Below are 23,503 nucleotides of genomic sequence, written 5' to 3' on the forward strand. Positions count from 1 at the left end.
GTTCACACCGGATCACCTTCGGTCTCCACCTCCCCCGCCCCCTCGGTCCCCTCCACGTCCTCGGGCTCGTCGTCGTCCTCCTCCAGCAGGTAGGGCGGGCGCATCACCACGAGGCGCGACACCTCGTACGACATCTCGGTGACGCCGGGATCGGGCGGCGGGTGGTACCGGCCCGCGCACACCGAAAGGTTGACGATCAGGTACGCGTTCCAGCCGCGGCCCACGCCCCGCCGGTCGACGAACACCTGCCGGCCGTCGACCCACCAGACGACGGACCGTCTGCCGAACTCGACCCGAAGGTCGATCCAGGCACCGGGGCGGATCGCCGGGTCCCGGTAGTAGAGGTTGGCACCGCGGACGTGGTTGCTCAGCTCCAGGAGATCGGGGTTGTCCGGGTGGTACTCGAAGACGTCGATCTCCTGGTCGCCGTCCCGCCAGGTCCAGATCGCGGGCCAGGCCCCCATCTCGTACGGCAGTCTCACCCGCGCCTCGAGCACGTCACCGGTGCGGACCGTGAAGGCCTCCTCGCTCCCCTCCGTGGTGAGCAGGCCCGCGTTCCACCGCCCGTCGCGGCGTCGGGTGGCCCGGAACGTCCCCGTCCGGGAGTAGGCGGGATCCGAGACCAGGTAGTCGAGTTTGTTGTCGTCGGGATTGATCGGTCCGCCGTTCGGATACGCCCACGAACGCCCCGCCACCCACTGGCTGGTGGAGGTGAAGTCCGCGGTGAAGACGGCCGCGGGTCCGCGCCGGGCCGCGGTGGCCTCGGGCGAACGGTCGGATGCGGGATTCTCCATGGCCGGATGCTGCTCCGCATATGTCCAGGGCATGCGGGCGGGCGGCGGATCCGCCGCGAGGACCACCCGGCTGAGTGACGAGCCCCGGCGTGTCATGTCTGCGGTAGGACAATCCGCTCAGGGGAGGTCCTGCGCGGTGCTCCGTGCGAGGTGCGCCGCGCTTCGCCGACCGGTGCCCGGTCAGGGCCGGCTCGGCCGCAGGCCGCGGCGCTCCCCGGCCGTCATCGCACCCCACACCCCGTGCCGCTCGCCGTGCCGGACCGCCCAGGTCCCGCAGGCGCGCATCACCGGGCAGCTGCGGCAGACCGCCCGCGCCTGCTCGATCTGCCGCCGGGACGGGCCGTCCTCACCGATCGGGAAGAACAGCTCGGGGTCCTCGGAACGGCAGGCCGCCGCCTCACGCCAGTTCAAGGAGGGGAAGGAGTTCATCGGCACCTCCGGCGACCGCTTCGCCGACTCCGCCGGGCGGCCCGCCCGCGCGAAGACGCCCTTCGACGCCCTTCGCATCCACGGACCCGGCGGAGGTAGAAAGAAATATAGGCACTTCGAACCGTTTGGGCCATGGCCCCGGAGTGCGCGATTCCGGGCGGTGGACGGCGACGGGCGCCCCCGCGGCGACGAGGAGGTCACGGCACCCATGAGACCGGCCGAAGCCGGGGGCCGCAGCCCCCGTGAGCGTCTCGGAGAGGGCCTGTTCACCCGGGTCGCCGGGCCGGACGGCGCACGCCACCGGGCCCGGATCCACGGCACCCCCGGCCCGCGCTGGTTCGGACCGGAGCGTCCGGTCCGCCGGGTGCACGGGGACGCCTCCATGTTCATCGGCGGTCTGTCCGCCCTGCTCCTGCAGTCGCTGCACCCGCTCGCCATGGCCGCCGTGGCCGCCCACTCGGGGTACCGGGGCGACCCCTGGGGCCGGCTCCAGCGCACGAGCACCTTCCTGGCCACGACGACGTACGGCACCGCCGAGCACGCCGAGCGGGCGTGCGCCCGGGTGCGCGCGGTGCACGAGCGGGTACGGGGGGCCACCGCGAGCGGAATGCCGTACCACGCCTCCGATCCCCATCTGCTCACCTGGGTGCACCTCGCCGAGACGGACAGCTTCCTGCGCGCCCACCAGCGCTACGGCGCGCGTCCCCTCTCGGACGACGAGTGCGACGGCTATGTCGAGGACATGGCCCGGGTCGCCGTGGAGCTGGGCATCCCGGCTCCGCCCCGCAGCAGGGCCGAGCTCACGGAGCGGCTGACCGCGTACCGCCCGGAGCTGGCGGTCACCGCCCAGGCCCGGGAGGCCGCGCGTTTCCTGCTGCTGCACCCTCCCGTACCGCTCGTCGCCCGTCTCCCCTACGGGGTGCTCGCCGGCAACGCCGTGGCACTGCTGCCGCGCTGGGCGTCCGGACAACTGGGACTGCCCCGGATCCCCTTGGTCGAGGACGTCTGTCTGCTGCCGCTCGGCCGCGCCACGACCGCGACGATCCGCTGGGCGATGGCACCGGCCCGGCAGCGCGTGACCACGGCCACGGGCTGACCGCGTGAGGGTGGGCTCGCGCCCGCGGGCCACGCCGCCTCGGCACCCGCACAGACGCGCGAAGACAGTCCCTCCCGCCTCTGGCCCTGGCGGGCTACCCGGCGGTATACAAACTGCGGCGCACAGCACGGCGGCCGTCCGGGCCGTCGGCGCCGGCCCGGGCGGGCTCGGGGGGAGGAGCTGCGATGCAGCACGAGGTACGCGGCGGCACTTCGGCCGGACAGCGACGCAGAGGGATCACCTTCCTTGCCGCACTGGGCGGTTGCGCCCTGGTGGCCGCATCGGCGGTACCGGCGGCGGCACACGGCGGCGGGGGCGGCGGCGGGAAGACGCGGGCGTACGTGGCCCTCGGGGACTCGTACACCGCCGGACCTCTCATCCCCCGGCAGACGGACGCCAACTGCGCCCGCTCCGACCAGAACTACCCGTCGCTGGTGGCCGCGAGGCTCGGCACGACGCCCTTCAAGGACGTCAGCTGCTCCGGGGCGACGACCCAGGAGATGTGGAAGGCGCAGGGCACCAACGGCCCCCAGCTCGACGCGCTCGGGCGCACCACCGACCTGGTGACCGTGCAGGTCGGCGGCAACGACGTCGGTTTCGGCACCATCATCGGGACGTGCGCCGCGCTGGCCGCGCAGGACCCGGCCGGCAGCCCCTGCCGGAAGTACTACGGGGCCTCCGGGGTCGACCAGTTGAGCGTCACGATCGCCCGGACGGCGCCCAAGGTGGCGCAGGTGCTGCGGGACGTGCACCGCCGGTCGCCGCACGCGCGGGTGCTCCTCGTCGGCTATCCGGACCTCCTGCCCGACGACGGCATCGGCTGCGCGCCCTCGGTGCCCTTCGCGGCAGGGGACTTCGCCTACCTCCGGGACACCGAGAAGCGCGTCAACCTGATGCTGCGTCTGGTGGCGTACGCGAGCCGGACGGAGTACGTCGACACCTACGGGCCCACCGTCGGCCACGACATGTGCAAGCCCGCGGCGGACCGCTGGATAGAACCGCTCCGGCCCGCCTCCCCGGCGGCACCCGCCCACCCCAACGCCAAGGGCGAGGCCGCCATGGCCGGAGCCGTCCTCAACCGCCTCGACCGGGGGTGGCACGACCGCTGAACGGAGGACCTCGCCTGCGCCCGGTGCATCGCCGAACCTTCCGCCGGGCGTACGGCGGACCCGGCGCCGTATCCGCGCCGCGCAGCCTCCTCCGTCGCCGGGAGCGATGAGCTGCGGGCGGTGCGGGCGGGTTCACACCCCCGGGGGGCCCGTGCCGCCCTGGAGGCGCTCCAGGTCCGAGGGGCGTACCTGGATCACCACGACGGCGATCAGCGCGGCGACCGCGGTGAAGATGGCCGCCATGATGAAGGCGGCCGAGACGCCGGCGGTGAGGACCTGGTCCGACCAGGGGGCGGGGAGCTGGCCGGTGCGCTGGAAGCGCAGACGTTCGGCGGGGGTGGCCTGGGCGAGGAAGGCGGGGATCTGGTCGTTCGCCTCGTTGCGGCTGGCCGTGCCGTACATGGTGACCAGGATGGACAGGCCCAGTGAACCCCCCACCTGCTGCGTCGCGTTGAGGAGGCCGGAGGCCGCGCCCGTCTCGGGCGTGGGGACGTCGGACAGTGCCATCAGCGTCAGCGACACGAACTCCATGCCCATGCCCAGGCTGAAGACGAGCATGGGGCCGAGGATGCTGCCCGCGTAGGTGGAGTCGACGTCCGTGAGCGTCAGCCAGCTCAGGCCGGCCGCGGCCAGGATCGCGCCGCCGACCATGAAGGGTTTGGGGCCGTACGTCGGCAGGAACCGTGAGGCGAGTCCGGCCCCGACCGCGATGACCGCGCTGACCGGCAGGAACGCGAAACCGGCGGCGAGCGGGCTGAAACCGAGCACGTTCTGGACGAAGAGCGTCAGGAAGAAGAACATGCCGAAGATCGCGGCGGCCAGACAGAGCATGATGCCGTACGTGCCCGCCCGGTTGCGGTCGGCGAACATGTGCAGCGGGGTGATCGGCTGCCGGGAGCGCCGCTCGATCAGGATGAACACCGCGAGGACGACGACGGCCGCGCCGAACGAGGCGAGCGTGAGCGCGTCGCGCCAGCCGTCCTGTCCGGCCCTGATGAAGCCGTAGACCAGCAGCACCATTCCGACGGTGGAGGTGAAGGCGCCCGCCAGGTCGAAGCGGCCGGGGTGGCGCTCGGACTCCTTGATGTAGCGCGGGGTGGCGAGCGCGATGAGCAGGCCGATGGGGACGTTGACGAACAGCACCCACCGCCAGTTCAGGTACTCGACGAGGATGCCGCCGGCGAGCAGACCGATCGCGCCGCCGCCCGCCGAGACCGCCGCGAACACACCGAAGGCGCGGTTGCGTTCGGGGCCTTCGCGGAAGGTGGTGCTGATCAGAGCGAGGGAGGTCGGGGAGGCGATGGCTCCGCCGACGCCCTGGAGGGCGCGCGCGGAGAGGAGTTGGCCCTCGTTCTGGGCGAGGCCGCCGAGCAGGGACGCGAGGACGAACAGCAGCACGCCGACGATGAACACCCGCCGTCTGCCGAGGATGTCCCCGGCCCGGCCGCCGAGCAGCAGCAGCCCGCCGAAGGTCAGCGTGTAGGCGTTGACGACCCACGACAGGCTGGTGGTGGAGAAGTCCAGGGAGCGCTGGATGTCCGGGAGCGCGATGTTCACGATGGTGATGTCGAGAACCACCATCAACTGACATGAGGCGATGACCAGCAGCGCCATCGCGTGTCCGCCACCGCCGTTCTGCGGGGCGGTGGTCTCGGTCGCGGGGGTCGGCTGCGGAGCGCTGGTCATGGCGTCGTGTCGCCCGCCCGAAGCGGGCCCGGGGGAAGTGACCTTGGACGGTGGTGCCCAGGTCGGATCCACCGTTCGACGGTACGCCCCCGCCCGGACCGTCACCACTCGATCATCCGGGGGACGGCACGGCACGGGGCCGGGCCAGGACTCCCCCGCAGTCCTGGCCCGGCCACCGGCCCCCGCGGGTCTGTGTGCCGCGGTTGATCACCAGCATGCGACAGGTACGGGAGGTATGTCGTTGGCGCACGGTCCACAACTCGTTGGCACCGCGTCCACAGGGGGCCCGGCGCGAGGGGGCCCGGCGCGAGGGGGCCCGGCGCGAGGGGGCCCGGCGCGGCCCGGCGCGGTGAGGCCGCGGTCCGTCAGCGGCCCGCTCGACGCTTCCGGCTTCCCGCGTCCCACGTCCCGCGTCCGGCATGTGCGGTGCGCGGTCAGGGTTTCGGCGTCCCGCCCACCGCGGCGCGATCACCCGCGCCCGCCCCGGCCTTCGCTCCCTGCCCGTCTTCGTCCGCGGTCAGGGCCTGCTCGCGCAGTTCGCTGGGCGCGAGACCGTAGGCAGTGCGGAAGGCCCGGGTGAACTCGGCGGCGCGGAGGAAGCCCCAGCGGGCGGCGACGGCGTTGACCGGCAGGGCGCGCAGGGCGGGGTCGGCGAGGTCGCGGTGGGCGCCGGCGAGCCGCTGGTCGCGGATGTAGGCGGCGATGCCGACGCCTTCACTCTGGAAGAGGCGGTACAGATAGCTGCGGGAGATGTGGTGGGCCGCGGCGATCCGGGCGGGGGTGAGGTCCGGGTCGGCCAGGTGGCGGCGCACGTGGTCCTTGATGTGCAGGACGAGCGAACGGCTGCGGGTCTCCGGCGGCACGCTCGGGTCGGCGTCCACGGCGTGCGCGAACGCGACGGTCACCAGGTCGGCGACGACCGTGCCGAGCCGCGGCGCGTCGGAGGGCCGGTACGGCCCGGTGTCCCCGATCAGCTGGCGCAGGAACTGGGCCAGGAGTGCGCCGCTGCCCTCCCGGCCCGAGATGAGGCCGCCCAGGACCCGGTCGACGCGGTGCCCCGGTACGGGCACCAGGGCGCGCGGGATCTCCACGCCGACGATCGTGACGGGGTCGGCGCCCGTGGTCACGTCCCAGGACCGCGAGGAGGAGTTGGTGTGGAAGTCGTTGATCCGGTAGACCGCCTGGCGCCGGTCCCAGACGGCCGCGCCCTCGCCCTTCAGCAGCAGCGAGAGATGGTACGTCTCGGGGTCGGACTGCCGGACCAGTTTGGCCGTGCGGTGGAACGTGAGGGGGTCCATGGTGGCCGGCCACACGACGACCTCTCCCAGTTCGATCACGCGTTGGTGGCCGCGGTAGTCCTCGGTGCGGGGGGTGCTGAGCCGCATGGGTGCGTGGGTGCTGCCCATGCGCTGGGCCCAGGCGTCGAAGCGGTCGCGCGGCGGCAGGTCCATCGTCCGGAAGACCGACTCTCGCAACATCCGAGCAGTCAACCACACAGGTCGCAGGCCCTGTTGAGGGTGGCCTTCCGGGCACCCACCGTCACATTACCGAACCGTAACCTACCGACCAGTACCCGCGGTAACCGTCTGGTCGGTACGGTCCTGACAGTTCGTCCAACAGCGGTACGGAGCTGCGGTCGGGACGACCGGCGCTCCGCGCCGTCCCCCACCCGAGCCGCAGAGGAAGGCTCGGGCCTCCCCTCTCCCCCGGAGGTCCGCCATGCCCGCCCCCACCCGACTGCTCGCCGCGGCCGTGACCGTGGCCGCCTGCCTCGGTGCGACGGCCGTCCCGGCCACCGCCGCCGGTGACACCGCCACGGACGCCGTGGTCTCGCGCGGTGTCACCATCCCCACCTTCTACAACCCGCCCGTCACCCTCCCGTCGGCCGACGGCGCCCTGATCCGCACCGAACCGCTCCCCCTCGCCCTGAGCCTGCCCGGCGTCGACGGCCCGCTCCCCGGCACGGCGACCCGGCTGATGTACAAGTCCACCGACTCCGCCGGCGGTCCCGTCGCGGTCACGGGCGCCTACATCGAACCGACGGCCGCCTGGCGGGGCGGCGGGGCGCGTCCGCTGGTCGTGGTGGCCCCCGGCACGATGGGCCAGGGCGACCAGTGCGCCGCCTCCCTCGGTCTGGAGCGGCCGCTCATCGTCAACCTCCAGACCCTGTCGGTCGGTTACGAGAACCTGGCGATGTACCGGCTGCTCGCGCGCGGCATCGCCGTCGTCGTCACCGACTATCCCGGGCTGGGCGCCACGGACCGGCTGCACACCTACGTCAACCGGGTCGACGAGGCGCACGCCGTCCTGGACGCCGTCCGCGCCGCCCGCTCCCTCGGCGGTACGTCGCTCACGGCCGCCTCCCGGGTCGCGCTGTACGGCTACAGCCAGGGCGGCGGAGCCACGGCGGCCGCCGCCGAACTCCAGCCCTCCTACGCCCCCGACATCACCCTCGCCGGAACCTACAGCGGCGCCCCGCCCGCGGACCTGGCCGCGGTCACCCGGGCCATCGACGGCAGCGACCTCGCGGGGGCGCTCGGCTGGTCGGTGAACGGGTTCGTGCAGTCCGACCCCGAACTGAAGCCGATCGCGGAGGCGCATCTCAACGCGGCCGGCAAGGCGGCCCTCAAGGACCTGTCGACCATGTGCGTGGGCGACGCGCTGCTGGCCTACAACTCGGCCCGCAGCAGCTCCTGGACCACCGACGGCAGCTCCATCGCCGACATCATCGAGGAGGAGCCGGCGCTCCAGGCGTTCCTCGCCGACCAGCGCATCGGCCGGCTGAAGCCGACGTCCCCGGTGCGGCTGGCGACGGGCACCGCCGACAACCTCGTCCCGCACGCCCAGGCTCGGGCGCTCGCCGCGGCCTGGTGCGCGAAGGGCGGGAACGTCACCTACAAGCCGGTGGTGCTGCCGGGCCTGGGCCGCGCCCTGCTCAACCACTTCGGCCCCCTGCTGGCCGACCAGGGCGCCGCGATCGGGTGGCTGACCGACCGGCTCGAAGGGCAGCCGGCGTCGTCGAACTGCGCGGCGCTGCCGCTGACGCCGTGATGCCGTGATGCCCTGACGCGGGACGCCGGGATGCCGGGAGCGTCACCCGCCGTGGTCCCCGGCCTAGGCTGGGGCCATGGTCGAGATCGAGGTGGTGGAGTTGCTGGTGTCGGCCGCCCACCGGTTTGCGGGGCGCCCCTCGGACGGTCCGTCGGACGGACCCGAGGACGAGTCGGTGTCCCGGGTGGAGGTCCGGCGGGGTCTGGGGCTGGTCGGCGACCGGTACTTCGGCCGTCCGGCGCACCGGGACGCGGCGGTGACCCTCATGGCCGTCGAGAGTCTGCCGGTGGGCCCGGACGGCTCTCCGGGGCTGCGGCAGACCCGGCGGAACGTCCTGCTCAGGGGCGTCGACATCGACTCCTGCGTCGGCTCGACGATCGCGCTCGACAGCGGGGACGGTCCCGTGGTGTTCGCCGTCAACCGGCCGGCCCGGCCGTGCGCCTGGATGGAACGTCACGGTCGGGCCGGGGGCACGGCGTGCCCTGCGCGACAAGGGCGGCGTGCGGTGCACGCCGTTGTCGGACGGCGTACTGACCGTCGGCCGGGCGACGTTCGAGGTGGTCGACGCACCGCCCGGGCCGGACCCGAGGGGCGCCCGTCAGCCGAGGTGGTAGCTGTCGCCGTAGACCTTCCAGTCCAGCGGCGGATCGAGGTCGAGGTTCCCCTTGCGCAGGAAGACCCGCTGGGCGGTGTCGACGCGGCTGGTGTCGCTGTGCGCCTCCTCCTGCTTCATGGCCCAGACGCGCGCGTCGAGGAAGGCGTTGAGGTACGTCGTCTCGTTGCCGCCCTGGGCCGGCGGCTCGGCGCTGCGCAGGGCCCGCTTGCGGATGTTGCGGAAGCTGGTGGAGTCGTCGCCGTCGCCGTGCATCACGATCGCGTCGTAGTAGGCGAACTGGCCGAGGGCCCGCAGACCGTCCGCCTTGCCCTGCTTGACGGCGGGGTTGAAGTAGACCCGGTCGCGCTCGTCGTTCTGCGCCTTCTGGAACGCGGTGTCCTGGGCGGCCTTGCGCCAGTCCTTGGGGTAGTTCGGATCGAGCCCCGCGTGGGAGTCGCTGCCGTCGACCGAGCGGAGCGCCGGGAGGTACTTGGCGAGGACGTTGCCGGGTTTGCGGTCGGTGTAGAGCTGCACGAGGTCGAGCATGTCGCCGGTGCCGGAGCAGAAGCCGATGATCCCGGCGGTGTAGCCGCGGCCGTCGCCGATGTCCTCGATGTACTTGTACTGGGCCTTCCAGTCGAGCGAGGAGTTCTCCGCGCTCGACACGAGTTTCATCGCGATCTCCTTCTTCGCCGGGTCGTCGAGCCCGGCCGCGGTCACGGCGCCCGCCCGGGCCGGGGCGAGCAGCGGGACCGCCGCCACGGTCCCGGCCAGGGCACCGGTGAGGGCGAGGAAGGTACGGCGGGAGGCGGGAATGGGCACCACAGTGGCTCCAGGGGGTGGGGGGCGAGCGAACTGACAGGAAAGTTTCCTATCAAGCCGCCCGTACAGAAGTAACCCCACCGCAAGCATGTTCGTACGATCGAACGAGCATACTTCCGGCCACTTCCGCATCCCGGTGCGGCGGGCTCAGCCCAGCTTGCCGAGGCGGGCGTCCCGCCACAGGTCTACGCCGGCGTCGGTGGCGTACCGGTCGATCTCGGCGAGTTCCTCGGTGCTGAAGTGAAGGTTCCTCAGCGCCGCCACGTTCTGCTCGAGTTGCTCGGTCCGCGAGGCGCCGATCACCAGGGAGGTGACCCGCGGGTCCCGGAGCGCCCAGGCCAGGGCCATCTGGGCGAGGGTCTGCCCGCGCCGCCCCGCCACCGCGTCGAGGGCCCGCAGCCGGCCGACCATGTCGTCGGAGAGCCATGCCGCGTCCAGCGAGGTGCCGCGGGCCGCGCGGGAGTCCTCGGGGACGCCCTGGAGATAGCGCCCGGTCAGCATCCCCTGGGCCAGCGCCGTGAACCCGATGACGCCGACTCCCTCCTCCTGGGTGACGTCCAGCAGGCCGTCGGTCTCGATCCAGCGGTTGAGCATGCTGTACGACGGCTGGTGGATGAGCAGCGGCGTCCCCAGTTCCCGCAGCAGGCCCGCGGCCTCACGGGTGCGCTCCGCGTCGTAGGACGAGATGCCGACGTAGAGGGCCTTGCCCTGGCGCACCGCGGTGGCCAGCGCCGACATCGTCTCCTCGAGGGGCGTGGTGGTGTCCAGGCGGTGGGAGTAGAAGATGTCGACGTAGTCGAGTCCCGTGCGGCGGAGGGACTGGTCCAGCGAGGCCAGGAGGTACTTGCGCGAGCCGCCGCCCTGTCCGTAGGGGCCGGGCCACATGTCCCAGCCGGCCTTGGTGGAGATCGCCAGCTCGTCGCGGTAGGGCCCGAGGTCCTGTTTCATCAGGCGGCCGAAATTGAGCTCTGCCGCGCCGTAGGGCGGACCGTAGTTGTTGGCCAGATCGTGGTGGGTGATCCCGAGGTCGAAGGCGCGCAGCGCGATCTCACGCTGCTTCTCGAACGGCCGGTCGTCACCGAAGTTGTGCCAGTACCCGAGGGACAGGGCGGGGAGGTCGAGTCCGGAGCGGCCGGCGCGACGGTAGAGCATGCCGTTGTCGTAGCGCTCCGGGTGTGCGACGTGGGTCATGGAGGGGTCTCCCAAGAGGTCCGGGGTCACTGGGGCACAGAAAACCACGGATGAGCCGACCGGGCGTGCTCCCGGATGCCCACGGCCTTCGGGGACCACCCGCCGTCAGGGGGTGCCCGGAGCGTCGCCGCGCCAGTCGAAGCGGGTGGTGTCGGTGGGGCGCCGTGCGTACAGGGTGCGGCCGCCGGGGCCGTAGCGGCCTATTTCCGTGGTGAGTTCCACCTCGCCCGGCCCCTGGTCGGCGCGGTCCGTGACGTCGAGCAGCAGGCCGTCGAGCGGGCCGCCCACCAGCTCGGCGTACGCACGGTCCGGGCGGGGGCCCGCGTCGTCGTGATCGGCGCCGTACACCCGGCCCCGCAAGAACTCAGCCTCGTCCATGACCAGCAGCTTGGCACGCCCCACTGACAACGCCCCGTCGGCCGGGACGCGGGGCGCACAGGGGCGCACGGAAGCGTTCGCCGCATCGGTGGCGCGTCGACGGGTAGCCCGCTCTCACTCGCACATCGGGGCGTACGGGCTGGGGGGCGACCGTGACGGCAGGCGGGCGGGAGCGATTACCGGAGGGCGGGTCGGGGCGGGACCGGCGGCGCCGCACGGTGCGGGAGCTGCGGGCGGCGGGCCGGGACGGGCCGCGGTTGGGGGAGGTGCTGCCCGCGCTGGCCCTGCTGATCGTGGCCGTGTGCGCGCTGGTCGTGGGGCTGGTGCTGGTCTCCCGCAGGTTCGGCGCCTGGGCCGGTGTCCCGGTCCTGGTGGTGTGCGCGGTCGCCGGAACGGCGGTACGGCGCCGCTCACGGCCGTACGCCCGGCGGCGCGGAGGTCGCTACACGGCGCGGGAGCTGGCGGAGCTGGACATGCCGGCGCTGGTGGTGGCGGTGGCCCGGATGCTGCGGCGGGACGGCTGGCGGGTGCTGCCGCCGCCGCGCCACGACGCCCTGCATCTCGCCGCCCGGGACGGCCGGGGGCGGGTGCTCGACGTGGCGTTCCGTCCGGTGGCGGAACCGCTGCCCGACGAGGACGGGGCCTGTTCCTGCCGGACCCGGCCGGCGGCGCGCGGCTGGGCGGCTCCGGCGCTGCGGCTCGTGGTGCACCGGGGCACGTTCACCCACCGCGACGAGGTGTGGGCCGCGCGCCAGGGCCACACCTATCTGATCGACGGCCCCCGGCTGCTGCTGTGGGCGGGCGGTACCCCGCTGGCCCAGCTCGCGGCGGACGCCGCTCCCCAGCGGTGAGCCGGGCGGCACGGGCCGCCGCCCGGCCCCTCGGGGGCCCGGGCGGCGGTGGTCGTGGAGCCGTCCCCCGGCCCCGGGGCGGCCGTGCCGCCCGAGGTCAGGGGACGATCCGGGTCAGGGCGTCAGCTGCCAGTTCTGGATGTAGCCGACGTCGATCGACGCGCGGTCCTGGACGCGGAGCTTCCAGGTGCCGTTGAGCGGCTGGGCGGAGGCGTTGACGGTGAAGGTCTGGTCGACGTTGTCGGCGGAGCCGCCGCTGCGGTTGAGCAGCGAGTAGACCGTGCCGTTCGGGCCGACCAGGTCGACCGTCAGGTCACCGCGGTAGGTGTGGACGATGTTGACGTAGACCGAGGTGGTGGCGGAGGCGTTGCCGTCGCGGCCGGTGATGGTGACCGGGGACTCGACGGCGGCGCCGTTGTCCGGGATGTCGACCCGGGTGGCGTTGGCGTAGATGTACGCGATACGCCAGCTGAAGGTGTCCGTGACGGACGCCCCCGTGCTGTCGGTGACCTTGAGGGTCACGTCACCGGTGCCCAGGGTGGTCGGCGTGCCCGAGATGAGACCGCTCGGGCTGATGCTCAGCCCGTCCGGCAGTCCGGTCGCCTCGTAGGTCAGACCGGCGCCCGAGTTGGTGGTGTAGGCGTCCACCTGGAGGCTGACCGCCTGGCCGATGCCGCTGGTCTGGTCGGCGATCGGCGCGACGTTGACGCCGAGGGCGATCCGGTTGCCGACGTTGATGCCGGCCCAGGCGTCGGCGACGGCGAGGTAGGTCGGGCTGTAGGCGCCGAAGAGGTCGGCGGCGGCCGAGAGGGTGGCGGTGCGGGCACCGGCGTAGTTCGTCGACGAGGTCATGTACGTCGTCAGCGCCCGGTACCAGATCGCGGCGGCGTTGGTGATGCCGATGCCGGTCACGGCCCGGCCGTCGGAGGTCGGGCTGTTGTAGGAGACGCCGTTGATCGTCTTGGCGCCGCTGCCCTCGGAGAGCAGGTAGAAGAAGTGGTTCGCGGGGCCCGAGGAGTAGTGGACGTCGAGGCCGCCCAGGGTGGAGCTCCAGCTGTCGCTGGAGGAGCCGTCCTTGGAGGGCTTGTCCATGTAGCGCAGCGGGGTGCCGTTGCCGTTGATGTCGATCTTCTCGCCGACGAGGTAGTCACCGGGGTCGGCCGGGAGGTTCTCGTAGAACTCGACGGCCGCGGCGAAGATGTCCGAGGTCGCCTCGTTCAGGCCGCCGGACTCCCCGGAGTAGGTGAGGTTGGCGGTGGCGGCGGTGACGCCGTGGCTCATCTCGTGGGCGGCCACGTCGAGGGCGGTCAGCGGGTGGGTGTTGCCCGAGCCGTCGCCGTACGTCATGCAGAAGCAGCTGTCCTGCCAGAACGCGTTGACGTAGGAGCTGCCGTAGTGGGCCCGGCTGTAGGCGGCGACCCCGTCGTTGCGGATGCCGTTGCGACCGTAAACCTCTTTGTAGTAGTCCCAGGTGGCGGCGGCGCCGAAGGCCACGTCGACACCGGCGGTCTGGCGGTTGGACGGCAGACCGTTGCCCCAGACATCGTTGTCGTCCGTGAACAGTGTCCCGGTGCCCGAGGTGCCCTGGTTGAGGTCGTACGTCTTGTGCCCGGCGCGGCCCGGGTCGGTGAGCTGGTACGTCGAGCCCGACTGCGTGGTGCCGAGCGGGACCGTGCCGACGTACTGGCCGGTGCCGGTGCCGGTGTGCACCTTCTCCGCGGCCTGGATCTGCTTGCCCGTGGTGGCGTCGGTGACGACCTGGAGTTCGCTCGGGGTGCCGTCCTCCTGGACGCCCTCGACGACCGTCTCCCAGGCGAGGACGGGCCTGCCGGTTCCGGCCCAGACGACCAGGCGGGGCGCGTTCTCGGTCGCGGAGCTCTTGACGTCGGCCTTCTTCGAGGCGGCGAGCGCCTTGTCGGTGGCGTTCGAGGCGGAGAGCTTCGGGGTCAGCGAGGGCACCTTCAGGGTGGCTCCGCTCGCCTTCGTCACGGTGGTGCGGCCGCCCCTGTCGTGCACGACAAGGTCACCGCCGAGGACGGGCAGCCCGGCGTAGGTGCGCTCGTAGCGGGTGTGGGTGGTGCCGTCGGCGTCCTTGATGACGTCCTTGGCGACCAGCTTCTCCTGTCCGCCGAGGCCGAGCCGCTGGGCGGTCGTGCCGGCGGCGGTCTGCGCGCTCTTGATGAGCGAGGCGCGGCGGGCCGGGGACAGAGCGGTTGGTTCGGCGCCGGCCCGGGGCGTGGCGGTGATCCTGCCGGGGCCGGGGTCGGTGGGTGCCGCGGAGGCGGCGCCGGTCTGCATCCCGAGGGTGAGCAGGGTGCCGGCGGTGGTGAGGGCGATGAGCGAGGCGCGTCTGCGCCGGGGGGTGGCATGGTGTCGCCGGGGCAACGGGTTCTCCTTCGGTGCGACGGTCGGCCTCTGGTGGGGGCCGAGGGGGGCGGGCCGACGGGATGGGCCGGTCCGGAGCGCTGCACGACTGGCGGGTGGAAGGAGGTGGGGGGTGAGGGAGTGGGGGGTGGTCGGGCATCCACCTCATGAGGGGGATGTGAAGGAACGGTGAATGACCGCAGCAGAGTGGCACTGCGTGCACAGCTTTGTCATGGGAATGCCAAGACTTCGGCCGGAAATGACCATGCCGGGCTGGGGATTCGGCCCGCGGAGCGCAGATTTTCGGCCGCACCGCGATCGGCGCGCTACGCCGAACGAGTCGCCACTGCTCCGTTCGAGTGGTCGTGCCGCGCGCATCGTCGTACGGTCGGTACCGGACAACCCGGGACGCACCCGGTCCCGGGACGGGCGGGCGGGAGCCGACATGCGACACGTCACGAGGACAGCGGTGATGCTCTGTGCGGCGCTGGGACTGACCGCGGCGATCGGCACCGCCTCGGCCACACCGGGCGCGCCGTCGGCCGGGGCACGGCAGGTGGCCGTGCCGGTCCTGGTGGACTGCTTCTGGCACGCGCAGGTCCGGCCGGGCGCCTTCGTGCTGGCCTGCGGCGACGGCAACAGCCGGCTGACCTCGCTGCACTGGAAGCACTGGGGCACGCGGACGGCACGGGCGAGCGGGGTCAACGTGGTCAACGACTGCGTCCCGTACTGCGCGGCCGGCCACTTCCACCCGTACGCCGTGAAGGTGACCCTCGACCATCCCAAACCGTGGAAGAAGCACCCGCGGGTGCAGCACTACAGCCGGATGACCCTCACCTACACCGGGGCCCGGCCGGACCACTTCCCGCGGGTCGTGACCTACCCGCTCTGGAACTGAGCCCCGCTCACTCCATCAGTCCGGCGGCCACCGTCGCGCCCAGTTCCCAGCAGGCCCGCAGGTCCGCCCTGCCGGGTTCCCCGGTGACGGTGACCGGGTCGGCCGCGCCGCGCCAGCCCAGTCCGGTGGTGACGGTCCCGACGGCGCGCACGGCGCCGGTGACGTCGTTGCCGCCGTGGACGTAATAGCCGAACGGGCGCCCCCGGGTGGTGTCGAGGCAGGGGTAGTAGACCTGGTCGAAGAAGTGCTTGAGCGCGCCCGACATGTACCCGAGGTTCGCGGGGGTGCCGAGCAGATAGCCGTCGGCCTCCAGGACGTCCGAGGCGGTGGCGGCGAGGGCGGCCCGGCGCACCACCCGGACCCCCTCGATCTCCGGGTCGGTCGCCCCCGCGAGCACCGCCTCGAACATCGCCTGGCAGTGGGGGGACGGGGTGTGATGGACGATCAGCAAGGTGGCCACGCCACGGAACCCTGCCCGCTCGGCCGGCCCACCGCAAGCGCGGGGCACCCGGTCAACTCCCACCCTTCGGTGGTCAAAAAGTCGCGTGGATCTTCGTGTTTCGAACGTCCTTGGGCCAGTCCCGGAGCACGCGGCCCTCGTGGCGGACGCGGTCCGTACGTTCGGATGCACCAGCGGGACCGGAGGAGTCCGGGCCCGTGCAACCGGCAGGAGGAGCGCCATGGCGAATGTGGAGATCTCTCTCAAGGAGATGATGACCGCGGTGGAGGGCGCGATGGGGGCCGCCGTCGTGGACTACACGAGCGGGATGGCCCTGGGCACGATGGGCGGCGGCAAGGACCTTGACCTGGCCGTCGCCGCCGCGGGCAACACCGATGTGATCCGGGCCAAGGTCCGCACGATGGAACACCTGGGCCTGAAGGGAGAGATCGAGGACATCCTGATCACCCTGGGCAGCCAGTACCACCTCATCCGGCTCGTCAAGGGCCGTACCGGCAGCGGGCTGTTCATCTATCTCGTCCTGGACCGGGAGCGCTCCAACCTGGCCATGGCCCGCCACCAGCTCAAGCGCATCGAGAACGAGATCGAGGTGTAGAGACTCCAGGTCCCCGGCTTCGCATGCCCATGAATTGAAGATTTCTTCATCTCGACACATCCAGATCAGCGCATCACACGGGTGTGCGGAGCCTCCAACCAGGAGGATCGGAACGGGATCCCGACGCAGGACCACGCGCGGCGGCGTACGACGCCGGGCCGCCGCGCGGACGGGCCCATCCGGCGAACGCGGCAGGAGCGAGCGATTGACCATGCAGGTCCCCCTCTACCAGGCCAAGGCCGAGTTCTTCCGCATGCTGGGGCACCCGGTGCGCATCCGGGTCCTCGAACTGCTGCAGGGCGGCCCCGTCCCCGTACGGGACCTGCTCACCGAGATCGAGATCGAACCGTCCAGCCTGTCCCAGCAGCTGGCCGTGCTGCGCCGCTCCGGGATCGTGGTGTCGATCCGGGAGGGGTCGACGGTGAGCTACGCGCTCGCCGGCGGCGACGTGGCCGAACTGCTGCGGGCGGCCCGCCGGATCCTCACCGAGCTCCTCGCGGGCCAGAACGAGCTGCTCGCCGAGCTGCGCCAGGCGGACCCGCCGCTGCCGGTGCCGCACGGCGGGGGCCGACGGGTGTGACGAGGGGACGCGACGGCGGTCTTCGGGTCGGCTTCAGAGGAGAGCCCGGAGCCTCGACCGCATGCATCGAGACGACCGCGGACACCGACCCCGCACCCCCGCAGCCGAGCGCAGCCGCCGCCGGTTCATGAACCAGGCGCTGTTCGCCGGCGGAGTCGCCGCCGTGGCGACGATGACGGGATGTTCCCCGCACTCCTCCGGGACGACGGCCTCCACCTCGTACGGCGGCCCGGGCGGCGCGATGCCCTCGGGCATGCCCTCCGGAGGGCCCGGCGGTTCCGGGGGCCTCGACCTCGTCCGCGTCCATGCCGGCAACCTGGACGAGGGCCACGCCGAGGTGAAGACGGCGGAGGTGGAGAAGCACCTCGACGACACCCGCATCTCCTGGTCCGGCGAGACGGAGGTCCACCGGCCCCCGACCGAACACCAGTGCGAAAGTCGAACGAAACAGACCGAAACGCCACGGTCCGCCACCCCTTCCGCCAGGTAGAAATATCTACCAGCATGCAGATGCCGAGTCGGCACAGTGCGGCCGACGGCCTTGCCCGGTGCCGCGCTGGTCCGTCGCCGGGTCCTGGGGACAGCACACGGAGCCGGACGATGAGCGATGCGATGTGGGAACGCGGCGTGGAGTGGCTCTCCGCCGCGGCGACGGACCCTCGGGTCTGCAAACGCGAGTGGGACCAGGGCGACGGGATCGCCCTGCTCCAGGCGGGCCGGTACTGGGACGTGCTGAGCGTCCCGGACCGGCTCGGTCTGCTCACGCTGGATCTGCTGTGGCAGCCCGCGCTGCCGGTGCCGGGGCCGACCCTGGTGGACACGGCCGCCCACCGGGTGGGCTTCTTCCTGCCGCCCGACCCGGGCAGCCGGTGGATCGGGGCCGGGCTGCGGCACGCCCGCCGGGGCTCCTGGGTCGCGGTGCCCCCGCCGTACCGGCCGGCCCGGTTCCTGGAGTGGCTCGTGCCACCGGACGGCACCGGCGCCCTGCACGCGCCCGGCACGCTGGAACTGGCCCTGCGCCAGGCCAACGGCACCCTTGCCGTGCTGACGCCGATCGGCGCGGAGTAGGGCCGGCGACGACGACGCCCCGGGCAGGCGCCCGGAACAGGGATCGCTCCCCGTTTTCAACTCACGTATGGGCAAAGGCATTTCAGGCACTCGACGCAGAACCGAACAGAAGTCGGTCGGTTTCGCGCTGAACTCCCGCCCAACCGGGCAGGAGCGGCCGACGACGGTGTGTACTGTGCTGCGAGAACCCCGATGCGACCCCTTCCTGGAACCCGAATCGATGATCGAATTACCGGACCTGGTGGCCGGCGGTCTGACCGTCGGCACGCTGTCCGCGTTCGCCCTGGGCGGCGGCCTGCTGCGGGCCCGGAGGCAACGCGCCCGCGCGCAGGCCGAGACGGCCGCCCTGCGCACCCGACTCGACGGGACCGTCAGGGCGTTCACGGCCGAGGTCGAGCATCTGGCGGCGCACCGCGTGCCCGCCGCCGCCCGCCAGGTCGCCCATCGGCACCTCGACGTCCCGGGCCCGCTGCAGCCGTTGACCGTCGGCACCCCGCTCGGCATCGCCATGGAGAACGTGCTCCTCGCGCTCCAGTCGGAGGTGCTCGCCCAGCGCACCCGGGTGGACGCCGCCGCGCAGGCCGGGATGCGCGGCGCCACCCGGGAGATCCAGGCGGCCCTGTACCGCCTCCAGGACGCCCTGCGCGTGCTGCAACAGCGCTACGACGACCCGGAGCTGGCCCAGACGCTGTTCCGGCTCGACCACGAGAACGAGCAGTCGCTGCGCCGCGCCCAGGTCACCGCGGTGGTCTGCGGGGCCTGGGTGGGGCTCGCCCGCGAGGAGTCCCACGTCGTGGACGCGGTCACCGGCGGCCAGGCCCGGCTCGCGGGGTACCAGCGGGTGCGGGTCCACAACCATCTGGAGCCCGGCACCGCCCTCGTCTCGCACGCCGTGGAGCCGGTCGCGATCATCGTCGCGGAACTGCTCGACAACGCGCTGCGCCACTCCTCCCCCGACACCGACGTCGTGGTCGGCCTGGAGCACGTCCACCACGGGGTGTGCATCACCGTCGACGACGCCGGCCTCGGCATGACGCGCGACGAACGCGAGCGCGCCCAGCGGCTGGTGGCCGGCGACGAGCCGATCCTGCTGACCGGGCTGGGCGATCCGCCGCGCATGGGACTGGCCGCGATCGGCCGCCTCACCCGCCAGTTCGACCTCGGCGTCGACGTCTCCTCGGCCTCCCCCTACGGCGGGGTGCGCGCGGTGCTGCGCGTCGACAGCCATCTGCTGAGCACGATCGATCCCGAGGAGCGGCCCCCGGCGGCGAGCGCCCCGCGCACCACGCGCCCGACGGCTGCTGAACGCACCTCCCCCTCCCACACGTACGGAACGGAGCACCAGGACGCGGAGCCCGCCGGGCACCACGGCTCCCGGGACGCCGACGGCCTGCCCCAACGCCGCCGCCGTTCCCGCGCGGCCGTGGCCGAGGACTCCGCGGCCGTCCGGCCGGCCCGCCGTCCGGAGGAGGCCGCCGCCGCACTCGGCGCGCTTCAGTCCGGCACCGCGGCGGCCCGCTCCGGCGCGGACGAGCCGGCCACCGCGCAGGTGGCCGGGGACGGCACCGACCAGACCGACCAGACCGACCAGACCGACCACGCAGAAGGAGGAGCGGCCCGATGACCAGCCGCGACACGGGCGACACCGCATGGGTGCTGGAGCCGATCCTGCAGGTGCCGCACGTGGTGGCCGCCGTCATGCTCACCCGGGACGGCCTCGTGACGGGCTACACCGACGCCCTGTCGCAGCCGTCGGCCGAACGGGTGGCCGCCATCACCAGCACCGTACAGGGGGCGTGCCGGACGGCCGCGGCCGCCTTCGCCGACCGGGAACGGGCGGAGGTCCGGCAGATCGTCATCGAGTCCGACCACGGGTACGTCCTCATCGTGCCGACGGACCACGGCACCTGTGTCGCCGCGTACGGCGGAGTCGAGGCGCGCCTCGACCTGCTGGCGCACCGGGTGCACTCCCAGGTGGCGCGACTGGGTGAGAAGGCCATGGCGGCCGCGCCCAGAGGAGCCGACGACAACGCTCCGGCATGACCGGTCGCCCGGCCGGCCGCCCCCTGGTCCCCGCGTATCTGTCGACCGGGGGCGTGGCCCGGCCCAGCCGCCCGCACCTGGAGCGGCTGACGGTACTCGCCCTCACCGGCGATCCGCTGGCCCGAGGCACACCCGAAGGGTCACCCGAGGGACTGCCGGCCGCCGGACTCGCCCTGCTGGAAGCCCTGGAGGGCGGCTCGCTGGCCGTGGTGGAGGCGGCCGCGCTGCTGCGGCTCCCGGTGTCCGCGGTGCGGGTGCTGGCGGCCGACCTCGAAGACCGGCACCTGGTACTCGCCCGGCCGCCCATCCCGCCCGCCGGGCGGTTCGACCCCGACCTGCTGAAGAGAGTGGCCGATGGCCTCCGCGCCCTCAAGCACGACTAGCGCACCCTCAGGCACGACCGGCGCGCCCGGCGAGACGGATCGCGTCCATCTTCCCGACACCGCCCGCGACCTGGTGAAGATCCTGGTCGCCGGGCCGTTCGGGGTGGGCAAGACGACCCTGATCGGCTCCGTGTCGGAGATCCGGCCGCTGCACACCGAGGAGCAGCTGAGCGAGGCGTCCGCGCAGGTGGACGATCTGGCGGGGGTGCGGGACAAGACGACGACGACCGTCGCGATCGACTTCGGCCGGGTCAGCCTGCCCGGCGGGGTGGTGCTCTATCTGTTCGGCACGCCCGGACAGGAGCGGTTCCGGGCGCTGTGGGACGACATCGCCTACGGGGCGCTGGGCGCGCTGGTCCTGGTGGACAGCCGCCGGATCGACGCCTCCTTCGACGTGCTGGGGCTGGTCGAGGAGAGCGGACTGCCGTACGCGGTGGCATTGAACGAGTTCCCGGACGCGCCCCGGCACCACGGGGTGGAGCGGCTGCGCCGGGCCCTGGACCTGGAGGCGGACACCCCGATGGTGACCTGCGACGCCCGGGACGCGAACTCCTCGATCGACGCGTTACTTGCGCTGGTCGACCATCTGCTCACCCGCGACCCGGCGGAGGTCCGGTGACCACCTACCCTCCGGACCGGCGGGACTTCTCGCGTTCGGCGCCGGTGCGCCTGTGGGAGGAGGGCTTCGCCTCGGACCCGCGCCACTACTACGGCGCGCTGCGCGCCCAGGGACCGGTGGGCTGGGCAGAGCTGGCGCCCGGGGTACCGGCGTACGTGGTCACGGACCGGCGGGCCGCGCTGGACGTGCTGCACGACGAGGAGACCTTCACGCACGACCCGAGGGCCTGGGAGACGACCGTCCCGGCCGACTCCCCGGTGCTCGGCATGATGCGCTGGCGGCCCAACGCGCTGTTCTCCGACGGCGCCGCCCATGTCCGCTACCGCACCACCCTGATCGATGTGTTCGACCTGGTGGAGCCGCACGATCTGCGCGGCCGGGTGCACCGCGCGGTACGGCTGCTCGCGGGCCGGATCGCTCCGCTGGGCGAGGCGGACCTGGTCGGGGACTTCGCACGGCCGCTGCTGGCGCTGGTGCTCAACGACCTGTTCGGGCTGCCGGACCACGAGGGCGACCGGCTCAACGACAGCCTGGGCAAGATGATGGAGGGCGGCGCGCAGGCCGCCGAGGGCGAGGCCCAGTACGCGCGGTACGTCCTGGAGCTGATCGACGCCAAGGCACGGACGCCGGGGGACGACCTGCCGAGCCGGCTGCTGGACCATCCGGCCCGGCTCACCCGCGAGGAGGTCACCTGGCAGGTGTTCCTCACCCTCGGGGCCGGCTACGAGCCGACCGCGAACCTGCTGTCCAACACCCTGTCCCGGATCCTCGGCAACCCGGCCTACTACTCCACCCTCACCAGCGGCGCCCGTCCGGTGCTGGACGCGGTCGTGGAGGTGCTCCACCACGAGACACCGCTGGCCAACTACGGCATCTACTACGCGCGCAGACCCGTCTCCTTCCACGGGGTGTGGCTGCGGGACGCGGTACCGGTCGTGGTGTCGTACGGGGCGCTCGGTCACTTCTCGGAGCAGGAGGTCACCGACGGCCGGCATCCGAACGACGCCTCGCACCTGTCCTGGGGCGCGGGCGCGCACGCCTGTCCGGTCAAGCAGCACACGCTGCTGCTCGTCACCGAGGCCATCGAGCAGCTCACCCAGTGGCTGCCGGACCTGGACCCGGTGCTGCCCCGGGCCCGGCTGTCCTGGCGGCCCGGGCCGTTCCATCGCTCGCTGACCGCCCTGCCCGTCCGTTTCAGCCCTCGCTCGCCCTCTTCCGACCAGCCAGGAGTGTCCTGATGACCGTGACCGACCGCATCGCCCTCGACCCGCTCGGCGCCGACATCACCGCCGAGAGCGCCCGGCTGCGTGCCCTCGGCCCCGTCGTGCCCGTCGAGCTGCCCGGCGGCATCCCCGCCTGGGCGCCCACCGGATACGACACGCTGAAGCAGCTGATCCTCGACCCCGAGGTCAGCAAGGACCCGCGCCGGCACTGGCGGCTCTGGCCGGAACTCGGCGAGCACCCCTCCTGGGGCTGGATCCTCGGCTGGGTCGGGGTGGTCAACATGCTGTCGACGTACGGCGCCGACCACACCCGGCTGCGCAGGCTGGTGGCGCCGAGCTTCACGCACCGGCGGACCGAGGCGCTGCGGGAGCGGGTGGAGGCGGTCACCGCCGAGCTGCTGGACGACCTTGAGCGGGGCGGTGAGGTGGTGGACCTGAAGGCCGGGCTGGCACATCCGCTGCCGATGCGGATCATCTGCGAGCTGTTCGGGGTGCCGGAGGGGATGCGGGACTCCGTCGGCCGGCTGATAGCGGCGATCATGGACACCTCGGACCCGAGCCCGGAGCACGCCGCGTTCGTGCAGGAGCGGATCGGCACGGTCCTGGGCGGGCTGATCGCCCACAAGTCGGAGCAGCCGGGCGACGACATGACGACCGAGCTGATCCGGGTGCGCGACGAGGACGGGGACCGCCTCAGCGACGAGGAGCTGCTGTACACGCTGCTGCTGGTCATCGGGGCCGGGTTCGAGACGACCGTGAACCTGGTCGGGAACGCGGTGGTGGCGCTGCTGGGGCGGCCCGAACAGCTGGCGGCGGTGCGCGCCGGGGAGATCTCCTGGGACGCGGTCATCGACGAGACGCTGCGGGCCCACCCGTCGATCGCCTCGCTGCCGCTGCGGTTCGCGGTGAGCGATCTGAAGGTCGGCGAGGTGACGATCCCGGCCGGGGACGCGATCATCACGACGTACGCCGCGGCGAATCTGGATCCCGCGCACTACGGCCCGGACGCGGACGTGTTCGACGCGACGCGGGCGGCGGAGGACCATCTGTCGTTCGGGATCGGGGTGCACCGGTGCATCGGGGCGCCGCTGGCCCGGATGGAGGCGTCGATCGCGCTGAGCACCCTCTTCGAGCGTTTCCCCGAGTTGAGCGCGGCCGACGGGAAGCTGGAGCAGGTGCCGTCGTTCATCGCGTTCGGCTGGCAGGAGATCCCGGTCCGGCTGCGCGGCTGAGGACGACCGCGGGGGATGCGACCAGACCCCCGTGCC

Annotated in this window: 24 protein-coding genes; 15 read left to right on the plus strand and 9 right to left on the minus strand. The window is 72.8% G+C overall.

All coding sequences use genetic code 11. The features are described 5' to 3' along the window. Positions 1-2: 2 nt before the first annotated feature. Both U5640_RS01745 and U5640_RS01750 read right to left on the minus strand, forming a co-directional pair. Positions 3-794: a beta-glucanase gene (locus U5640_RS01745; protein WP_340374016.1), complete on the minus strand. Its 792-nt coding sequence runs from the start codon at positions 792-794 to the stop codon at positions 3-5. A 180-nt stretch (positions 795-974) separates the two neighbouring features. Next, a complete protein-coding gene (locus tag U5640_RS01750; RefSeq protein WP_067253496.1) occupies positions 975-1,205 on the minus strand; it encodes a WhiB family transcriptional regulator in 231 nt (76 codons plus the stop codon). A 226-nt stretch (positions 1,206-1,431) separates the two neighbouring features. Between U5640_RS01750 and U5640_RS01755 the strand changes: the two genes are divergently transcribed. Beyond that, positions 1,432-2,319 (plus strand): oxygenase MpaB family protein, encoded by an 888-nt coding sequence (locus U5640_RS01755; protein WP_340374017.1) that lies wholly within the window; start codon positions 1,432-1,434, stop codon positions 2,317-2,319. 185 nt (positions 2,320-2,504) lie between these two features. Continuing rightward, positions 2,505-3,428, plus strand: coding sequence for an SGNH/GDSL hydrolase family protein (locus U5640_RS01760; RefSeq protein WP_340374018.1), 924 nt, complete (start codon positions 2,505-2,507; stop codon positions 3,426-3,428). A gap of 132 nt (positions 3,429-3,560) precedes the next feature. On the opposite strand, the gene U5640_RS01765 is transcribed toward U5640_RS01760, so the two are convergent. Continuing rightward, positions 3,561-5,042 (minus strand): MFS transporter, encoded by a 1,482-nt coding sequence (locus U5640_RS01765; protein ID WP_340384876.1) that lies wholly within the window; start codon positions 5,040-5,042, stop codon positions 3,561-3,563. Positions 5,043-5,548: 506 nt separating this feature from the next. After that, complete coding sequence (locus U5640_RS01770) at positions 5,549-6,592, minus strand: helix-turn-helix domain-containing protein (protein WP_340374019.1); 1,044 nt, start codon at positions 6,590-6,592, stop codon at positions 5,549-5,551. 241 nt (positions 6,593-6,833) lie between these two features. Between U5640_RS01770 and U5640_RS01775 the strand changes: the two genes are divergently transcribed. Beyond that, positions 6,834-8,165: an alpha/beta fold hydrolase gene (locus U5640_RS01775; RefSeq protein WP_340374020.1), complete on the plus strand. Its 1,332-nt coding sequence runs from the start codon at positions 6,834-6,836 to the stop codon at positions 8,163-8,165. A 598-nt stretch (positions 8,166-8,763) separates the two neighbouring features. On the opposite strand, the gene U5640_RS01780 is transcribed toward U5640_RS01775, so the two are convergent. From U5640_RS01780 to U5640_RS01790, 3 genes are all read right to left on the minus strand, one after another. Further along, a complete protein-coding gene (locus tag U5640_RS01780; RefSeq protein ID WP_340374021.1) occupies positions 8,764-9,582 on the minus strand; it encodes a chitosanase in 819 nt (272 codons plus the stop codon). 147 nt (positions 9,583-9,729) lie between these two features. After that, a complete protein-coding gene (gene mgrA, locus U5640_RS01785; protein WP_340374022.1) occupies positions 9,730-10,773 on the minus strand; it encodes an L-glyceraldehyde 3-phosphate reductase in 1,044 nt (347 codons plus the stop codon). A gap of 105 nt (positions 10,774-10,878) precedes the next feature. After that, positions 10,879-11,151 carry a hypothetical protein gene (locus U5640_RS01790; protein ID WP_340374023.1) on the minus strand — a complete coding sequence of 91 codons (273 nt, stop codon included), beginning with the start codon at positions 11,149-11,151 and terminating at the stop codon, positions 10,879-10,881. Positions 11,152-11,303: 152 nt separating this feature from the next. Here U5640_RS01790 and U5640_RS01795 point away from each other — a divergent pair, with 152 nt between their 5' ends. Beyond that, positions 11,304-12,002 carry a hypothetical protein gene (locus tag U5640_RS01795; protein WP_340374024.1) on the plus strand — a complete coding sequence of 233 codons (699 nt, stop codon included), beginning with the start codon at positions 11,304-11,306 and terminating at the stop codon, positions 12,000-12,002. Positions 12,003-12,116: 114 nt separating this feature from the next. Here the strand turns inward: U5640_RS01795 and U5640_RS01800 are convergent, their stop codons facing one another. Continuing rightward, entirely contained in the window at positions 12,117-14,387 is a 2,271-nt protein-coding gene (locus U5640_RS01800; RefSeq protein WP_340374025.1) for a M4 family metallopeptidase, read from the minus strand. 424 nt (positions 14,388-14,811) lie between these two features. Here U5640_RS01800 and U5640_RS01805 point away from each other — a divergent pair, with 424 nt between their 5' ends. Further along, a complete protein-coding gene (locus U5640_RS01805) occupies positions 14,812-15,264 on the plus strand; it encodes a hypothetical protein (RefSeq protein ID WP_340374026.1) in 453 nt (150 codons plus the stop codon). Between the two features lie 7 nt (positions 15,265-15,271). Here the strand turns inward: U5640_RS01805 and U5640_RS01810 are convergent, their stop codons facing one another. Further along, positions 15,272-15,724 (minus strand): flavodoxin family protein, encoded by a 453-nt coding sequence (locus U5640_RS01810; RefSeq protein ID WP_340374027.1) that lies wholly within the window; start codon positions 15,722-15,724, stop codon positions 15,272-15,274. Between the two features lie 220 nt (positions 15,725-15,944). Here U5640_RS01810 and U5640_RS01815 point away from each other — a divergent pair, with 220 nt between their 5' ends. The 10 genes from U5640_RS01815 (at position 15,945) to U5640_RS01860 (ending at position 23,467) form a co-directional block, all read left to right on the plus strand. Further along, positions 15,945-16,319: a hypothetical protein gene (locus U5640_RS01815; protein WP_055633293.1), complete on the plus strand. Its 375-nt coding sequence runs from the start codon at positions 15,945-15,947 to the stop codon at positions 16,317-16,319. Positions 16,320-16,530: 211 nt separating this feature from the next. Continuing rightward, positions 16,531-16,899: a metalloregulator ArsR/SmtB family transcription factor gene (locus tag U5640_RS01820; RefSeq protein ID WP_340384878.1), complete on the plus strand. Its 369-nt coding sequence runs from the start codon at positions 16,531-16,533 to the stop codon at positions 16,897-16,899. 61 nt (positions 16,900-16,960) lie between these two features. After that, a complete protein-coding gene (locus U5640_RS01825) occupies positions 16,961-17,389 on the plus strand; it encodes a hypothetical protein (protein WP_340374028.1) in 429 nt (142 codons plus the stop codon). A gap of 110 nt (positions 17,390-17,499) precedes the next feature. Then, positions 17,500-17,967, plus strand: coding sequence for a hypothetical protein (locus U5640_RS01830; RefSeq protein WP_340374029.1), 468 nt, complete (start codon positions 17,500-17,502; stop codon positions 17,965-17,967). 220 nt (positions 17,968-18,187) lie between these two features. Further along, positions 18,188-19,591 carry an ATP-binding protein gene (locus U5640_RS01835; RefSeq protein ID WP_340374030.1) on the plus strand — a complete coding sequence of 468 codons (1,404 nt, stop codon included), beginning with the start codon at positions 18,188-18,190 and terminating at the stop codon, positions 19,589-19,591. After that, complete coding sequence (locus U5640_RS01840) at positions 19,588-20,010, plus strand: roadblock/LC7 domain-containing protein (RefSeq protein ID WP_340374031.1); 423 nt, start codon at positions 19,588-19,590, stop codon at positions 20,008-20,010. The genes U5640_RS01835 and U5640_RS01840 overlap by 4 nt, the downstream gene beginning before the upstream one ends. Next, on the plus strand, positions 20,007-20,393 hold the full coding sequence (locus U5640_RS01845) for a DUF742 domain-containing protein (RefSeq protein ID WP_340374032.1): 387 nt from the start codon (positions 20,007-20,009) through the stop codon (positions 20,391-20,393). Before U5640_RS01840 ends, U5640_RS01845 begins: the two co-directional genes overlap by 4 nt. Then, the gene (locus U5640_RS01850; protein ID WP_340374033.1) at positions 20,365-21,012 is read left to right on the plus strand and encodes an ATP/GTP-binding protein; all 648 of its coding nucleotides are present in this window, start codon (positions 20,365-20,367) and stop codon (positions 21,010-21,012) included. The genes U5640_RS01845 and U5640_RS01850 overlap by 29 nt, the downstream gene beginning before the upstream one ends. Beyond that, positions 21,009-22,250, plus strand: a complete 1,242-nt coding sequence (locus U5640_RS01855) for a cytochrome P450 (RefSeq protein ID WP_340374034.1) — start codon at positions 21,009-21,011, stop codon at positions 22,248-22,250. The genes U5640_RS01850 and U5640_RS01855 overlap by 4 nt, the downstream gene beginning before the upstream one ends. Continuing rightward, positions 22,250-23,467, plus strand: a complete 1,218-nt coding sequence (locus tag U5640_RS01860) for a cytochrome P450 (protein ID WP_340374035.1) — start codon at positions 22,250-22,252, stop codon at positions 23,465-23,467. Before U5640_RS01855 ends, U5640_RS01860 begins: the two co-directional genes overlap by 1 nt. Positions 23,468-23,503: the final 36 nt, after the last annotated feature.

Source organism: Streptomyces sp. SS7 (assembly GCF_037993025.1).
In the GTDB taxonomy this organism is placed as follows: Bacteria; Actinomycetota; Actinomycetes; order Streptomycetales; family Streptomycetaceae; genus Streptomyces.

Coding starts and splice junctions, on each gene's coding strand:
- U5640_RS01745 (WP_340374016.1), bottom strand. CDS start 794: ATGGAGAATCCCGCATCCGACCGTTCGCCCGAGGCCACCGCGGCCCGG.
- U5640_RS01755 (WP_340374017.1), top strand. CDS start 1,432: ATGAGACCGGCCGAAGCCGGGGGCCGCAGCCCCCGTGAGCGTCTCGGA.
- U5640_RS01760 (WP_340374018.1), top strand. CDS start 2,505: ATGCAGCACGAGGTACGCGGCGGCACTTCGGCCGGACAGCGACGCAGA.
- U5640_RS01765 (WP_340384876.1), bottom strand. CDS start 5,042: ATGGCGCTGCTGGTCATCGCCTCATGTCAGTTGATGGTGGTTCTCGAC.
- U5640_RS01770 (WP_340374019.1), bottom strand. CDS start 6,592: ATGTTGCGAGAGTCGGTCTTCCGGACGATGGACCTGCCGCCGCGCGAC.
- U5640_RS01775 (WP_340374020.1), top strand. CDS start 6,834: ATGCCCGCCCCCACCCGACTGCTCGCCGCGGCCGTGACCGTGGCCGCC.
- mgrA (WP_340374022.1), bottom strand. CDS start 10,773: ATGACCCACGTCGCACACCCGGAGCGCTACGACAACGGCATGCTCTAC.
- U5640_RS01790 (WP_340374023.1), bottom strand. CDS start 11,151: ATGGACGAGGCTGAGTTCTTGCGGGGCCGGGTGTACGGCGCCGATCAC.
- U5640_RS01805 (WP_340374026.1), top strand. CDS start 14,812: ATGCGACACGTCACGAGGACAGCGGTGATGCTCTGTGCGGCGCTGGGA.
- U5640_RS01815 (WP_055633293.1), top strand. CDS start 15,945: ATGGCGAATGTGGAGATCTCTCTCAAGGAGATGATGACCGCGGTGGAG.
- U5640_RS01820 (WP_340384878.1), top strand. CDS start 16,531: ATGCAGGTCCCCCTCTACCAGGCCAAGGCCGAGTTCTTCCGCATGCTG.
- U5640_RS01825 (WP_340374028.1), top strand. CDS start 16,961: ATGCATCGAGACGACCGCGGACACCGACCCCGCACCCCCGCAGCCGAG.
- U5640_RS01830 (WP_340374029.1), top strand. CDS start 17,500: ATGAGCGATGCGATGTGGGAACGCGGCGTGGAGTGGCTCTCCGCCGCG.
- U5640_RS01835 (WP_340374030.1), top strand. CDS start 18,188: ATGATCGAATTACCGGACCTGGTGGCCGGCGGTCTGACCGTCGGCACG.
- U5640_RS01840 (WP_340374031.1), top strand. CDS start 19,588: ATGACCAGCCGCGACACGGGCGACACCGCATGGGTGCTGGAGCCGATC.
- U5640_RS01845 (WP_340374032.1), top strand. CDS start 20,007: ATGACCGGTCGCCCGGCCGGCCGCCCCCTGGTCCCCGCGTATCTGTCG.
- U5640_RS01850 (WP_340374033.1), top strand. CDS start 20,365: ATGGCCTCCGCGCCCTCAAGCACGACTAGCGCACCCTCAGGCACGACC.
- U5640_RS01860 (WP_340374035.1), top strand. CDS start 22,250: ATGACCGTGACCGACCGCATCGCCCTCGACCCGCTCGGCGCCGACATC.